We start from the raw sequence: 14468 nt of genomic DNA, 5'->3' as shown, positions 1-14468 counted from the left end.
GGGCGCCCGGTGGGTTTCCCGGATCTGATCTGATGCCTGCTTGTACAGGATGCGAATCGCCGTTTCGGCGAGCAGGCCTTTGGCCACCTCGACCGAATCCGGCGACGCCGAGAGCAGGTCTGAGATCCGGTGCGCGACGATCGCGTTCGCGCAGCCCCACTGGCGGGCGAGCTTTTGTTGCGCGGACAGCCGTCGGACCAGACCCGCGAAGCGCATCAGTCGCCAGCACTCGTCATAGACGACATAACGCTGCACGCCATCCTGACGCATCAGCGCCGCTTCCATCCAGGCCTGCGCGCAAGTCATGATCAATGCGATCATTTCGTCAGAACCCTGGACCCGTTCGAGGTTGAGCACGGCGATCGGCCGATCGAAGTCCAGCGGGGACGTGGTCGGGCCGTCGAAGAGCCCGCCGAGCGCGCCATGAGTGAGCCTGCGCAGCGTCAGCGTCGCGTCCCGAGAAGAATCCCGCAGTTCGGTAGCGGTTACCGGCAGCCCCGAGCAGTCGGCGTCCGTCGGGTTCGTCATGGCGTCCAGGACGTGCGGCAGCAGCGGGACCGCCTGCCGATCAGTGGAGGCACCGGTGATCTGTCGGGTCACGACATCGAGAGCGAGATCCACGGCGGTGTGCTCCGACGGAGTGAGCGGCACTCCTTTCGCGGTTTCGATCAGTGAGGATAGCAGTGCCGAACGTGCCCGCTTGAGTTCCCGGGCCCAGTCACCGTCCGTCATACCGGGCGGCCGAGGCGGAGCGTCCAACGGGTTGAGCCGGGTTGACAGTCCCGGGCCGATGTAGGTCGGCTCGCAGCCGAGCCGTCGTGCGAGCCTGGTGTACTCCCCTTTGGGATCGCAGGGAACGGCAGCCTGGTAACCGAACGCGGCTCCCCGTGAGATCAGGGTCTTGAGCAGGGAGGACTTGCGTGATCCGACCGAGCCGAACACCGCGAAGTTCGGGTTCTCGATGACCTGTTGGCGGTAGAGCTCGAACACGTCGAAGACAAAGGAGTCACCCGACCAGACATGGCGCCCGATGTACATTCCGGGGGCATTGAGTCCGGCATCCACAACAAACGGGTAGATGCCGGCGATCTGAGCGGTCGTCTCCAGATGGGATGGCAGCCGTAGCCGGTGGAAAAGCCTGCCGGCGTGGGGCCCGGCCAGCCGCGGCGGCTGCTCGCCCCGGCGCAGCGCCGTTCGGGCCCGTCGGATCGCCGCACGTTCGGCTCCCACGGCAGCTCGTTCAGCCCGCGCCGCCGCACGTTCACTCCGGCGTGACTCCTCCTGCTCATACTGGGCTTCTCGGTCCGTTCTGGCTCCGTCTGACCGGTCGACCGTCATGACACCCCTACTGCCAGCGGAAGCGCGGCGACGCTGAACCCCTGGTCTTGTTCGCCTACCAGCCGGACCATCTCCAGCCGACTGCGCGACGCCAAGGTTTCGGCTTCGCCGCACGCGTCGGCCAAGCCGTCCAGATCGTCCGCGGAGACGGTCACGAATCCATGGAAGCGGAATGCGCCGAACCCGGCTATGAGCTCCTGCTCGCGGCGTTCCACTTCGGAGGCTTCCGCCATGTCACGCTGGGTCGTTACCTTGCCAACCTTGTCTCTCATCTGTTGCTCGCCGAGATGAGCCATCCGGCGGCGGTTGACCGCCTTCTCGGCCTTGCGGCCTGGCACCGGCTCGACGACGAGAGAGACTGTCCGCCGGCAGGTTGTTTCCATGAGCAGCGGCGCGAGGAACGCCGCGGGAGATGGGACCCGCGGCCAGCCATTGATCCAATAAGTGGTGTGGAAGCCGGAGTCAGTGCGGTAGTGATCCCAGGCGGCGACCGCGCGTACCGGGCCGGCGATCGCTGGATCGATGCCCGAGGGCAGCCCCGCGAGCCCGCCTGCCCGGTCCGCCGCGGCACCACCGCGTGCGTCGATCATTTCGATCGAGTACGGGTCGTAGGTGGTGCGGATCACCGCGGCCAGAGCGCGCGGTGGCAGCCAGCCGACCGTGTTGATGGATGCCCTGGCCAGCGCGGCCTCCATGGTTCGCAGCTCACCGAGCAGCACAGTGCAGGCCGCGTGATCACCGTTCCCGGCGCGCTGGATCGCCCGGCGCACGTCACGTGTGCGTAGCTGGAACGACAGGAAGGTCTCGTGGCGCCGTGCCACCGGGCCGGCCGCGTCGATAACTTCCTGGTACGCCTGGGCTGCCCACGAGCTGTCATGATGCCCTCGCACCCGCCAGTGCCGTTGCAGCTGGTCACCGGAGTCCGGCAGGGTGCGCTCCAGCCACTGGATGCGCGAGAGCCGCCCACCGCCGACGGTCAACCCCGCCAGCAGCTCGCCCCAGGCGTCCACCCTGGCCTGTTGGTCGCCGGACTCAAGCAATGCGAACTGGCTGCCCTGCACCTGCAACACAGCGGTGAACGTCCCCCGCCTGGCGTCCTTCACAACTGCCACGTAACGGCCGTTACCGACCGGTACCGACAGCATCACCAGGGACGACAACGGCCCTGGCAACGCGGTCTTCGAGAGGTGGTCGGCGTTGTCGCCGGTCCGGAACAACGCCCCACGGAACACCGTCTCGCCCATCACCTTCTGCATCGTGAAACCGAAAAGGATCGGCACCCACTGGTCGAGGTTACGGTCGTCGACGCGAACGAATGCGACGAACCCCAGTAGGCCCGCCAGTGCGATCCAGCCAGGAACGAGTATGACCGGGGACCGCAGCGCTCCAAGGATGCACAACATTACTCCGACCATCAGCCCGAGCTGTGGCCAGCGCATGCCGAGGAGGATCCCGCCGCGTTCCAGCGGGCCGAAACGGTAACTGCGTTCGGCGGCCACGCCCCGCTCAGCTTCTTCCGGCGGTGGGGTGGATCGGTGGCGTCGGGGTGCTCATCTTAGACGCCGACGATGGCGACATCGCGGGCGATCCGGTGGATGGGGCAGCTCTTGGCGGGACAGCTCGGGGGACCGGGGTGCGTGGGGAGCGCGCGGAGGTGCCCGCGCGTTCCCTCGCGGGGGCGGCTACGGAGGAACCACCCGCGGAGCTGGCCGGGGCTGGCTGGCCACCACCGGCTCGACCTGCTCGGGCGGTCGGGGTACCGACACGCGTTGCCGGGCCGACGCCGGAGCCGCGCCGGTTGCGCGCCCCGGCCATGGCACCGACCGGAGTGAGATCCCCGGTTACGGGTTGGCCCGTCTCCGCTCCCGGACCGTTACGCTGCCGGCTCTGCAACCGCCCGCCGATCCCCCGGAAGGTTTCCCGCGATGATGAGCCGAGCAGCGCGCCCGCGCCATGGCCGAAACTCGCTGTACCGCGCTTGCCCGCCGTGCCGATCGCCTGCATCACCTGGACGTCGGCCATCCCGATCACATAGAGGAGCGCAAGTGGCGAGAACACCGCGGCAGCCATGATCACAATACCGCTGAGAATCGTCAGTGTCTGGTCCGTGGCCGATCCGGTTGAGTCGCTGGCGATGCTCGCGCCCAAGGTAAAAATCGCATAGATGACGGGCTTGGTGAAAATGAGCGCGGCGAGAATCTCCGCGGCCCGTTTCAGCCAGTTGCGGGTCGACATCGCCGGCTGCCCGGCCAGGTACAGCGGGATGAAAACCGCGACCGCGATGATAGCCACCTCGCGGATGTAGAGAACCAGGAAGAGCGCGAACGAGAACAGTGCGACAAGCAGCGACAGAACCATGTCGAGAGCGAAATTTCCCTGTTGCGGGAGAGCTCGGAGCTGGGCCACCAGGCTCGCGCCCAGCGGTGCGCCGTCGCCGAATGCCTCGGAGATGCCGTCGCTGGCGGAAAGCACCATCTGCAACAGGGCCAGTACGATGAAGGAACCGAAGATCGCGGTACCGGTGGAAGCGAGAGCGCGGCCGAGAATGTACGGGTCCCCGCGCACGGCGCCGATAATGCAGGAACACATGAACAGGCCTGTGACAACCAGGATCGCCACGCCAAAGACGATATTGTAGTTCCTGACGACGTAATCCTGATTCAGGTCGATCGCGGTTTTCTGGGCGGCGAAGCTGAACACGGACGAGGAAAGATCCGCCGCCATATTCGCGAATGCGGCGCCCACCGACCCCAGGAAATTGCCACCATTATCGGAAACGGCATCCCTGATACCAGCAAGAGGATTGAATCCGATTGCGAGGAGTTGTCCGCTTCGTGCGGCCACCGCGCTCACGTTGTCGGCCTTCCTATGTAGGTAAACCGTTGAATTGCTTCTGCTTCCCTACTTGTGATAGGAGGTGTGCTCGGCCCGTCGGTTGCTTCGGAAAGTTTCCAATCTTCACTGCTCCATGATACTTTACAAATATCCGTCCCCCATTTTTCTTGTGGAGACAGGTCTGAATTGTTGTCGCCGTAAACTCCAATTGAAGATGTGGACCAAATTGAGACGGTCACCTCATCGTTTTTATTGAAAATAGTTTTATATCCAACAACTCGGAGCGAGAAGCCAAATTTCGGATCATTTATTGAAGAAATGGAGAACTTTTTTTCTATTTCTGCATTAGAGTTTATTATTTTTTTTGACAGGGGTTCAATGCTGGATTCTAGGGCAATTGATTTGAATATGAGGCGAATTCCCCCTCCGCTTCGCATGCTTGAATCTTGAATTGCTGAAACGTAATTACCGCAGGCGCTTATGGCTCCGGCTTCGGTGTGGGGGTAGCCGACTGGAATCCCGAACTCGTTGATGCGAGTCGGCATGCCCGGCAGTTGACGCCCGGTCTGTGTCGGGGCCTGGGGCGGGCTGGTCCCGGTGCCGCTCCCCTCGCTGGGTCTGGCCACGACGGTGCTGGAGGCCTCGGCACTCGGCCGCATGCGTCCCACAGGTTCGGCCCCTCGCGGCTGGGTGGCAGTCGCGTCCGGCGCGGGAAAGGCGTAGCGGCCGAGGAGAACACCAGCGATCATCGTCACCACACCGGTGGCCGCCAAGAGGCCAGCGAGACGGCGTGTGGCCCAACCATCCTGGTTGACCAACGTCCCCTCCTTCGGCGTGACGGCTTTGGACGTGACTGCTCTGGCGACGACAGTCGACCCATTATCCCAATATCAGCCGGTCGGGATGCCAAGAACCGGTCAGAACGGCCATGGCGAGGGCGCCTGGTTGTGGTCCCCAGGGTCGAGCATTCGCACAGCAGCCGGCCTGTCCAGCGCTTTGGGCTGGTCGGGGGTGCCGGACGACGCGGTCGCTCCGGTCGCGAGGAAGAAGTTGACGACGGCGGCAGCGGCCCCGACGAGGAAGGCGAGCCCGAAGCCGGCGAGTACGCCACCCTTGCCGATTGCCGAGGCACGGTCGAGGCCCATCCGTTCGCCGAGTGCCCAGGCTATGCCACCGAGGAGTACTGCGGCGACGGCCGCGATCACGGCGTAGGCGGCGAGACCGTTGACGAGGTCCTTGAGCGCGTTGATCCCCGGCGCTTTGGAGTCGTCAGGCTTGATCTGGACCTGAGCCAGGATGACCCTTACCTGCGCGGTCGTGGCTTGGACGATCATTGCTGTTCCCTTCCTGGGGCCAGGTCGGCGCGCAGATCGTCGGATGATACGCCTGGAGCTGCAATCCGATCATGCGTGACGGAAGTTGCCGCGGTGGCTGTGTCGCCGATCTCATCGTTGTCGACGCCGATGTCATCCTGGTCACGGCAGGCGTCGACAACGGTCGCGGCCAGTCGGAGGAAGGCCCGCCGGCTGCGCCACCGCAGCCGGAAGAACGGAATCGGCACGCTGTTGCGCTGTCCCCGGCCAGCGTTGTCCCTACGGCTGGGGCCGTTTCCCGGACGGGCGGGAGCTACGTCTGTCACAGTGTCGTCCAGCCGCGCGTCATAAGGGATACGGACTATCGCATCCACCCGTCGAGCTAGTTTGGCCGCGGCCGACCGGGTCTGCGGTGACCATCGCCCCCGGCGGACCGATACGGCTGCGACGATCACCGCTGGAGGCGGGCCGCCGTGGCCTGCCCGCAGACCGCCTGAGGCACGCAACGAGGCCGCGGCTTCGGTGAGATCACCGGGAAGTGCTGGTACGACCAGGACGATGACTCTGGCATCGCCGAGTGTGATCGAAGCCAGCGGCGAGTTCCAGTCGAGTGGGGTGTCGACGAGCACCAGCGGGTACGCGACTCCCAGCGTGGCGAAGGCTGAGGCGAGTACCTGGGGGGTGAGCGGGCCGGGCATCCCAGCTGGCACCAGCGCGGGCGGGGGTGCCGCGACCTGGTCGGTCGGCGCTGAGGTGGTAACACGTGCTTTGCCTGACCGGGGAGCTGCCGGCGCTGCCGGTTCGCTTGGCCGGCAGGCAGGCAGGACGTCCAGACCCGCGGCGTCCCCGCTCAGGTAGGTTCCGTCGGCGCCACCATTGATCAGCCAGCGCAGTTCGCTGACCGGCCGAGTCGCTCCACCCCGACGGGCCCGGTAGGAGATGGCGTCCGCGACGAGATCACTGACAGTGGCCGATGGGTATGCGCCGACACGGTCCGCGAGCGACATCCCGGATGTGCTGTCCGGGGCGAGGCCCATCGGGGTCGCTGTGTGTTCCAGATCGTCGCAGAGATCTACGGCGAGCACGGGCTCACCGCGGATGCCCGCGAGAGTCAGACCGATCATCGCTGTGACGGTGGTACGGCCCGAGCCGCCGGTCAGTGATGCGATCGCCACCCGCCAGGAGCCCGCCAACGGCGCGGCGGCCCTGTCCGCGAGGGACTCGCGGACAGGAATCTCCTCCCACGGTTCCAGGGCGGTGACGTCTGCCCATGGCTCCTGCCACGGCCACAGGTCCTGGCTGGCCCGGGGTGCGGGCACCGCGGGAAGACGCGTTTGCTCCGCTGTCGATCCTGTTGAGGGCTTCTGCCCAGCCGGGGCAGCCAGCGGGCCCGCGGCCTCGTCCACGTGTTGACCGGGCGGCCCGATGGGCTCGTCGGATTCCGCCGCGCCGGATCCGGCGGTCTCCATCGCCAGTGCCTGGGCGTCGGTCGTGGTCCCGTTCGGCCTCCGCGGCTTGTCGCGCCCGCGGCGCCCGCTCAACGGCCCGGGGATCCGGGCCTCCGGTGCCGCGGAGAAATCACGCTCACGTCGCCGCTGGCTGCCCCGACGCACGGCCGTGGGCAGGCCTTCGGCGGCATCCGGGTCCGCTGGAGGGGGTGACGAGTTCGGCTCGGCGGATGGTCGGGCCACTACCGTGGGGGCTGTCGGCGTCACGGTAGTGGGCGGGGGCAGCGCCACAGGCGGGACCGCCGTCGGTTCCGCCTGTGGCGCTGCCCGCTCACGGTCCGCTGTCTGTTCAGGGATCGCTGTCTGTTCAGGGAGCGCGGGCCCGATCCCGCCAGGGGCATCGATCACTTCGGCAGGTGTGGACTCTGTGGCTTTTTGTGTCTGAGCTGTCTCGTCCTGTAGCAGGAATGTCTCGGCTTGGCGGGGATCGTCGACCGAAGCGGGGCTGTCGTCGGTCGGGCCGCCGCGGAAGCGGCGACGCCGACGCCCGGCCACCCGGCCGTTCGCCGTGTCCGCACCGGCGCCAGCGCCGGCCGCGGTTGCGGATCGGGGCGTCGGGATCGGCTCGGTGGGGGGCGTGCCACGGGTCGTCGAGGCTGGACGTGGGGTCGACGCGGGTATCCGGGCGCCGATCAACGAGACGGGACGTGCGTCACCGTCCTCATCGTACGGTCCCTGCGACACATCGGTCACGCGCTGTCGACCTCCGTGGTAGTCTCCGGCTGCTTGATGCCCATTACCGCTACTTGTGGTTGGTTGGTTTCTGCTTTGAACGGATCGATGTAACACGAGCAGTTCAAGTATGACAAGCCCCCTTCAGGACTCGTCACGGTGGCTTGCATGGGTGTAACTTCCGGCGCCAGCGACGATGTGCTCGGGAAGGGGGTCGTCGCGTGGCACAGGAAGGCGTCCCAGTGGCGGCGTTCGCGGCAGGCAGGGATCCCGCGGACGATGACGTACTGACGGTCGACGAGCTTGTCGCGTGGTTGCGGCTCTCGGAGAGTACGGTGCTGAAGCTCCTGTCTGAACGGGAGATCCCGGCCCGCAAGATAGGTCACCAGTGGCGTGTCCGCCGCGGCCGGGTCCGGGACTGGCTGGACGGCCGGGAGTGATGTCTCCCGGTTCGCACGTCGAGTCGACGCTGTCCCGGCAGGCGTCCAGGATGATCGTGATTGTGACCGCGCTGGTGCTGCTGGGTGGTGTTATGCCGGCCTGTTCGGCGATCCGTGACGTTGCGACGCGAGCCACCACCGGCCCGCCCGTGACCGGGCCGCCACCGGCCGCGAACATACCGCCCGGCCCTCCTCTCGCCACTGCCTCAGCACCGGCCCCCACTCCGCTGGATACCTATGATCCCGCAAGCGTGGCCGCGGACTGTTTCGTTCGCTGGCAGTCCTTTGACGCGCGAGCCGACAGCGGGCCGAACGCGGGCTTGGCGCGCGCCCGCAACTGTATGACCCCGGACTTCTTCGCCCAGCTCGGCGGGGACGGCCTGGGTGAAGGCGCCGCGTCGGGAGCGGACCGGGCCTGGTTCGACCTGCAGGCGGCCGGCACCCGGTCCAGGGTCGTGGTATTGGCCACATCCTCGTTCGGCGGTGTCGACACCAAGGCCACCGGCCGGGTGGTGTTGTTGCTGAACGTGCGTCGCACGACTGTGAGTGACCACACCGGTGACCGGGTGGAGACCGTGTCGAACCCGCTGCTGACGTTGTTGCGCCAGCCCGACGGCACCTGGCTGGTGGCCGGAGCGGATCTCGCAAACTCCTACGGCGATGCGCCGGGCCGGTAAACGATGGTGTCGGGAGCGGACCGGGCACGTAGCCGGCGGCGGTGGATGATCTGGACAGGCGTCGGTCTCACGGGCACCGTCATCGCGTTTGTCTTCGTGGTCGTGGCGATTGTTGTGATCATCGCTGGGCCGTTCATCGGGAACAACGGATCTGGGCGGAGCCGGGTCATCACCAACGGGGATGGCATCCCGCCCGAGTACCTGCCCATGATCACTGAAGCGGCGAACAACGCCGGCTGCGACGAGGTCACCCCGGCCGTCCTGGCAGCCCAGCTGCATCAGGAGTCCGGCTTCAACCCGACCGCTCAGTCCGGCGTGGGCGCGATGGGGATCGCCCAGTTCATGCCCGGGACCTGGGCGATCCATGGCCATGGGGATGTGTGGAATCCAGCTGACGCCATCCCGGCCGCGGCCCGTTATGACTGCGAGGTGGCCGCGTCCGTGGCGTCCGTGCCTGGCGATTCGCAGGAGAACATGCTCGCGGCCTACAACGCGGGGCCCGGCTCCGTGCTGGCCTACGCTGGTCTTCCGCCTTACCCGGAAACCCGCAACTACGTACGAACCATCCTCGCGTTGGCGCAGGTCTACGGTGACGCCGTCGCCACCGGGGCGCCGGTGTCGGCCACCGCCGTCGCTCCGGTGGTGGCATTCATGCGCTCCCAGCTCGGCAAGGCGTACGTGTGGGGCGCGACTGGGCCGGACGCCTGGGACTGCTCGTCGCTCGTGCAGGCGGCGTACGCGCAGATCGGGGTGTCGATCCCGCGGGTGACCGTTGACCAGATGCGGGCTGGTCCGTCGGTGTCCGGGGTTGATCCCCAGCCCGGCGACCTGCTGTTCATCCCGGGCGCCGACGGTACGCCCGTGGCACCTGGCCATGTCGGGATGTACGTCGGTGACGGCCGGGTGATCGCGGCGAAGGGCGCTCGCTGGGGAGTCGTCGAATCGGACCTGTCGGACTGGACGTCGATCGTGGCGGTGACACGTCCGCTCGCCGGTCCGTGAGTGTGCGGGGCTTCTCATGCGACGGCGGTGACGAAGTGCGAGATTCCGTCCGCGATGTTCCCGAGCAGACAGACCGTCGACTGGACCAGACTGGCCGCGTCAGTAGGTGTGTTCGCAACATAGAAGATCACAAACGCGATTGCGCACACCGGTGCGAGCTTCTTCATGCCAGACCTCGCGGGGAAGACGGGTGGACGGGCGCCGTCCACGATGACCGGAGCCTGCCGCTACCCACGGTGTTCCGACATGCTGATAACTCGTTTGCGTAACCAGCTGAATACGCGTGGTCTCTTCTGTCCGGACCGTCGGGAGCCCTCGATGGCTGGTTTATCGGTTTGGTCTGTTTCGTCAGGGTTTATTTCGCCCTGGCCACGGTCGTGATGACACCGTTCGAGTCGACCCGGCGGATCCGGTCGTTCTTGTCGTCGGCGATGTAGAGGTTGCCCGCGCCGTCGACAGCGGTGCCGGTCGGGCTTGACAGCTGTGCCCGGGTGGCTGCGCCGCCGTCCCCGGCGTAGCCTTCGGTTCCGTTGCCGGCAACGGTGGTGATCATACCGTCGGAGGTCACCCGCCGGACGCGCTGGTTGCCGTAATCAGCGATGTAGAGGATGCCGTCAGGACTGACCGCGACGCTTGGGATGCGCAGTTTCGCCGCGGTCGCGGGGCCGCCGTCCCCGTCATAGCCGTAGGCGCCGTTACCGGCCACCGTGCTGATGGTCCCATGCGGGTCGATCTTCCGGACGCGCTCGTTGCCGAGATCCGCCACGTAGAGGGTGCCGTCGGCGGCGATCGCCAGCCCGTTCGGGTTGTCGAACTCGGCTGCTGTGGCAGGCCCGCCGTCCCCGGAAAAGCCCTTGGTACCGACACCGGCCACGGTCGTGATAACGCCGCTCGGGCTGATCCGCCGGATGCGCTGGTTGCCGTAGTCGGCGACGTAGAGGGTGCCGTCGGCCGCGAGGGCCAGCCCATTCGGTTCGTTCAGCTGCGCGGCGGACGCCGGGCCGCCATCCCCGGTGAAGCCGGCCGTCCCGGTACCCGCGATCGTAGTGATGATCCCGTTTGTATCGATCTTCCGAATGCGCTGGTTGCTTGAGTCGCTGATATAGATGTTTCCCGACGAGTCCAGCACCGTTGCGGCTGGGCTGTCGAGCTGTGCCTGGTTCGCGGGACCGCCGTCCGAGGTGAAGCCGCTGGTCCCAGTGCCGGCGACGGTCGTGACGGTCCCGTCCTTGCCGATTTTGTGGATTTGGTGACTGGTCCAGTCGGTGATGTAGAGCGCACCAGCCCGGTCGATGGTGACGTCATAGGCGTCCAGCCCCGACAGCGTCACCGCTGGGCCGGCATAGGCCACACCAGGGGAGTAGGTCGCGGACGGCGTGGCTTGATCGCGATGATGGTTCTCGGCGGTCATCAGCGCGACGCCGAAGACCAGCGCGAGTATCACGATGCCCGCGACACCGGCGATGAGCCAGGCCCGGCGGGACGGCTGGGACGGCTGGGACGGCTGCGCAGGGCGTTGTTGCTGCCACGGTGGTGGGTAGCCGGACACTGGTTGCGGTTGGGCCGGCCAGGCCGGAGCAGGCGTCCCGGCCGGAGTGAAACCCCGGCCGGCCGGCGGGACGAACGGGTTCGCCTGCCACCATCCTGAGGCCGGTTGTGCCAGCGGTTGCTGAGCCGGTCCGGCTCCCTGGCCGCGCGGCGGGAACTGCTCCGGGGCGAGCCTGGTCGGCGGAGTGTCCGTCGCCGGCGGCACCCAGGGGTCAGCGTCCGGAGACCATCCGCGCGGACCGCTCGGCGCGGACCCGGATGCCGCCGGCGGCCGCGGGCCGGCCGAGCCCGGCCGGGCCAGCTGGCGCTGTGCCGCGTGCCGTACCTCGTCGTCGAGGCGAACCCCGATACCTGACTGGGCGAGCCAGTCCGGGCCGAACGTGCTTGCGGCGGCCTGGGCGAGTTCGAGTGCGAACTGGGTGGCACTCGGGAAGCGGGCGGCTGGGTCCTTGACCAGCGTTTTCATGATCACTCTACTGATCGGCTCGGGCACGTCGGTCAACGGTGGTGGATTCACATTGAGGTGATGGTTGACCAGCGCGCCTACGGACAGGGCCCGGCCGAAAAGCGGCCGGCGGGCCAGTAGCTCGTAGAGCACCCCGCCGAGCGCGTAGAGATCGGTCGAGACATACAGACGACCACCGGTGATCTGTTCGGGAGCCATGTAGCGAGGAGTCCCGAGAACCCCGCTCGCCGTCGTCTCGGTACCTTCGAAAATCTTTGCCACGCCGAAGTCGGTGACTTTGAGCAGCCCGTCCGAAGCGAACATCATGTTGTCAGGCTTGATGTCGCGGTGCAGGACGTTGTGGGCGTGCGCGGCATCCAGCGCGCCCGCCGCGGCAAGACCCAGCGCGCAGGTGGCCTCGGGCGACATCGGGCCGGCCGCCAACCGCTGGCGCAGCGTGCCGCCGGGGAGCAGCTCCATGACGAACAGACAGGTGCCCTGATGCTCGATGTAGTCGTGGATGCGCACGATATGCGGATGGTCGAGTTCGGCCAGTACCCGTGCCTCGGCGAGGAAACGGGCGCGCAGGTTCACGTCGCCGGCGGTGTCGAGCAGGACTTTGATCGCGACATTCCGGCCGATCAAACGATGTCGGCCGCCGAGCACAAGCCCATAGCCACCACGGCCGAGTTCCCCTTCGACCTGGTAGCCGGGGAGCGCGGTCTGCACCAGCGAGCGATCGATCAACAAAGGCCAGTTTCCGTTCGCCACCGTATGGACGGCATTCGCCGCGACCGTGCCCGGCGGGGGTCACGCCGACGACCGACATCCCCGTCAGCCATGAATTCAGTCGTGAGTGTACGGCTGTCGCCACATGCTCATCTCCGGGTGGTCATGGGTGACTCTGGTAGATCAGTGATATAGATCATAACAGCATCTCGTTGATGACTTTTCGGATCCATCCCGGAGCTGTGTGTAATCGTTTTGTGCGTCCGGCGCGACGGGCATCCGCTGTCCCGCTGGCGAGCCGGCGCCGCGGCTCATCCGGTGACGCGCGCGGTGACCTGGTCGGTGACGCGGTGGCGTGGACCTCGCGTGGGGCATGCAGGATCGTGAACATGTCGCCGACGCGCCCGCGGCCATCGGACTGGGAGGTCCCGAAAAATCATGTCGCCTATCGAGCCGTCCATCGATGCCGTCCAGCACGCCTCTCCCATCATGGGAACGCCGGAATGGACAGCTCTCGACAAGCACTTCGCCGAGCTCGCCGACATCCATCTGCGTAACCTTTTTGCTAATGACCCGAACCGGGGCGAGAGACTCGCCGTGGCAGCCGACGGCCTGTACCTCGACTACTCGAAGAACCGGGTAACCGACCAGACACTGGAATTGTTGGTGGCTTTGGCCGAGCGCGCGCGGCTGCGTGCGCAGATCGAGGCGATGTTCACCGGCCAGAAGATCAACACAACTGAGCGCAGGGCTGTTCTTCATGTTGCGCTGCGCGCCCCCGCGGACGCCGTCGTCGACGTGGACGGTGTGAATGTCGTTCCCCAGGTGCATGCCGTGCTCGAGCGGATGTCGGTGTTCGCTGACAAGGTCCGTTCCGGTGTCTGGACCGGCGTCACCGAGAAGCATATCCGGACCGTTGTCAATATCGGGATCGGAGGTTCGGACCTCGGGCCGGCCATGGCGTACGAAGCACTAACGGATTACTCCGACCGCTCGATACAGTTCCGTTTCGTATCGAATGTGGATGGTACCGACATCTGGGAAGCGACAGCTGATCTTGACCCGGCCGAGACGCTGTTCATCGTGTCGTCGAAGACCTTCACCACCCTGGAGACGCTCGCGAACGCCCGCGCCGCGCGGGCCTGGCTGGTCGACGCGCTCGGCCCGGACGCGGTTCCGTTCCATTTCGTGGCAGTCTCGACGAACACGGAGAAGGTGACCGAGTTCGGTATCGACAGTGCCAACATGTTCGAATTCTGGGACTGGGTGGGCGGACGTTACTCGCTCGACTCGGCGATCGGCCTGTCCCTGATGCTGGCGATCGGGCCGGACAACTTCCGGGACATGCTCGCCGGGTTCCACGCGATGGACGTGCACTTCCGTACCGCCCCGTTCGAGCGGAACCTACCGGTGCTGCTCGGTCTGCTCGGCCTGTGGTACCGGGACTTCTTCGGTGCGCAGACCCATGCGGTGCTGCCCTACAGCCACTATCTCGGGCGTTTTCCCGCCTATCTCCAGCAGTTGGACATGGAGAGCAACGGCAAGTCGGTGGACCGGGCTGGGCGAACGGTGCCTGTCCCCACCGGCCCGGTCGTGTGGGGGACCCCCGGTACCAACGGGCAGCATGCCTACTTCCAGCTCATCCACCAGGGAACCGCGCTGGTCCCCGCCGACTTCATCGGTTTTCTCACCGCCAGCCACGACGTGCGTGCGGGTGGTGTGGACCACCATGTACTGCTGATGGCGAACTTCTTCGCCCAGACCGAGGCACTGGCGTTCGGCAGGACGGCCGAGCAGGTCGCCGCCGAACGCGTGGACCATGAAATCATCCCGCATCGGACATTTCCGGGAAATCGGCCCACCAACACGATTCTCGCTGACCGGCTGACCCCGTTCCGGCTCGGTCAGCTGATCGCTCTCTACGAACACAAGGTCTTCACTCAGGGTGCGATCTGGAATAT

Annotated in this window: 12 protein-coding genes; 4 read left to right on the top strand and 8 right to left on the bottom strand. The window is 66.4% G+C overall.

What is annotated here, in order from left to right:
- The 6 genes from MJ777_RS19020 to MJ777_RS18995 all read right to left on the bottom strand — a co-directional run.
- The coding region (locus MJ777_RS19020; protein WP_239377326.1) for a conjugal transfer protein TraC at positions 1-1338 on the bottom strand (1338 nt) is incomplete at its 3' end.
- Positions 1335-2837 (bottom strand): SCO6880 family protein, encoded by a 1503-nt coding sequence (locus tag MJ777_RS19015; RefSeq protein WP_239312598.1) that lies wholly within the window; start codon positions 2835-2837, stop codon positions 1335-1337. The genes MJ777_RS19020 and MJ777_RS19015, both read right to left, overlap by 4 nt.
- Before the next feature lie 7 nt (positions 2838-2844).
- Entirely contained in the window at positions 2845-4191 is a 1347-nt protein-coding gene (locus MJ777_RS19010; protein WP_239377325.1) for a hypothetical protein, read from the bottom strand.
- Entirely contained in the window at positions 4188-4991 is an 804-nt protein-coding gene (locus MJ777_RS19005; protein WP_239377324.1) for a hypothetical protein, read from the bottom strand. The genes MJ777_RS19010 and MJ777_RS19005 overlap by 4 nt, the downstream gene beginning before the upstream one ends.
- Before the next feature lie 99 nt (positions 4992-5090).
- A complete protein-coding gene (locus MJ777_RS19000; protein ID WP_239311252.1) occupies positions 5091-5507 on the bottom strand; it encodes a DUF6112 family protein in 417 nt (138 codons plus the stop codon).
- A complete protein-coding gene (locus MJ777_RS18995; RefSeq protein ID WP_239377323.1) occupies positions 5504-7687 on the bottom strand; it encodes a hypothetical protein in 2184 nt (727 codons plus the stop codon). The genes MJ777_RS19000 and MJ777_RS18995 overlap by 4 nt, the downstream gene beginning before the upstream one ends.
- 200 nt (positions 7688-7887) lie before the next feature.
- On the opposite strand from MJ777_RS18995, the gene MJ777_RS18990 reads away from it, so the two are divergent.
- The 3 genes from MJ777_RS18990 to MJ777_RS18980 are packed head-to-tail and all read left to right on the top strand — an operon-like array spanning position 7888 to position 9785.
- Complete coding sequence (locus MJ777_RS18990) at positions 7888-8106, top strand: helix-turn-helix domain-containing protein (protein WP_239311254.1); 219 nt, start codon at positions 7888-7890, stop codon at positions 8104-8106.
- Positions 8107-8156: 50 nt separating this feature from the next.
- On the top strand, positions 8157-8783 hold the full coding sequence (locus tag MJ777_RS18985; protein WP_239377322.1) for a hypothetical protein: 627 nt from the start codon (positions 8157-8159) through the stop codon (positions 8781-8783).
- A 45-nt stretch (positions 8784-8828) separates the two neighbouring features.
- Positions 8829-9785: a bifunctional lytic transglycosylase/C40 family peptidase gene (locus MJ777_RS18980; RefSeq protein ID WP_239311256.1), complete on the top strand. Its 957-nt coding sequence runs from the start codon at positions 8829-8831 to the stop codon at positions 9783-9785.
- 14 nt (positions 9786-9799) lie between these two features.
- On the opposite strand, the gene MJ777_RS18975 is transcribed toward MJ777_RS18980, so the two are convergent.
- On the bottom strand, positions 9800-9952 hold the full coding sequence (locus MJ777_RS18975) for a hypothetical protein (RefSeq protein ID WP_239311257.1): 153 nt from the start codon (positions 9950-9952) through the stop codon (positions 9800-9802).
- A gap of 188 nt (positions 9953-10140) precedes the next feature.
- Entirely contained in the window at positions 10141-12528 is a 2388-nt protein-coding gene (locus MJ777_RS18970; RefSeq protein ID WP_239311258.1) for a protein kinase, read from the bottom strand.
- Between the two features lie 417 nt (positions 12529-12945).
- Here MJ777_RS18970 and pgi point away from each other — a divergent pair.
- The coding region (gene pgi / locus MJ777_RS18965; RefSeq protein ID WP_239377321.1) for a glucose-6-phosphate isomerase at positions 12946-14468 on the top strand (1523 nt) is incomplete at its 3' end.

Source organism: Protofrankia sp. Cj5, from assembly GCF_917627405.1.
Classification (GTDB): domain Bacteria; phylum Actinomycetota; class Actinomycetes; order Frankiales; family Frankiaceae; genus Protofrankia.
The sequence above is the reverse complement of the archived record's forward strand: the minus strand, read 5'-3'. Positions and strand labels throughout refer to the sequence as shown.

Coding starts and splice junctions, on each gene's coding strand:
- MJ777_RS19000 (WP_239311252.1), bottom strand. CDS start 5,507: ATGATCGTCCAAGCCACGACCGCGCAGGTAAGGGTCATCCTGGCTCAG.
- MJ777_RS18985 (WP_239377322.1), top strand. CDS start 8,157: ATGATCGTGATTGTGACCGCGCTGGTGCTGCTGGGTGGTGTTATGCCG.
- MJ777_RS18980 (WP_239311256.1), top strand. CDS start 8,829: ATGATCTGGACAGGCGTCGGTCTCACGGGCACCGTCATCGCGTTTGTC.
- MJ777_RS18975 (WP_239311257.1), bottom strand. CDS start 9,952: ATGAAGAAGCTCGCACCGGTGTGCGCAATCGCGTTTGTGATCTTCTAT.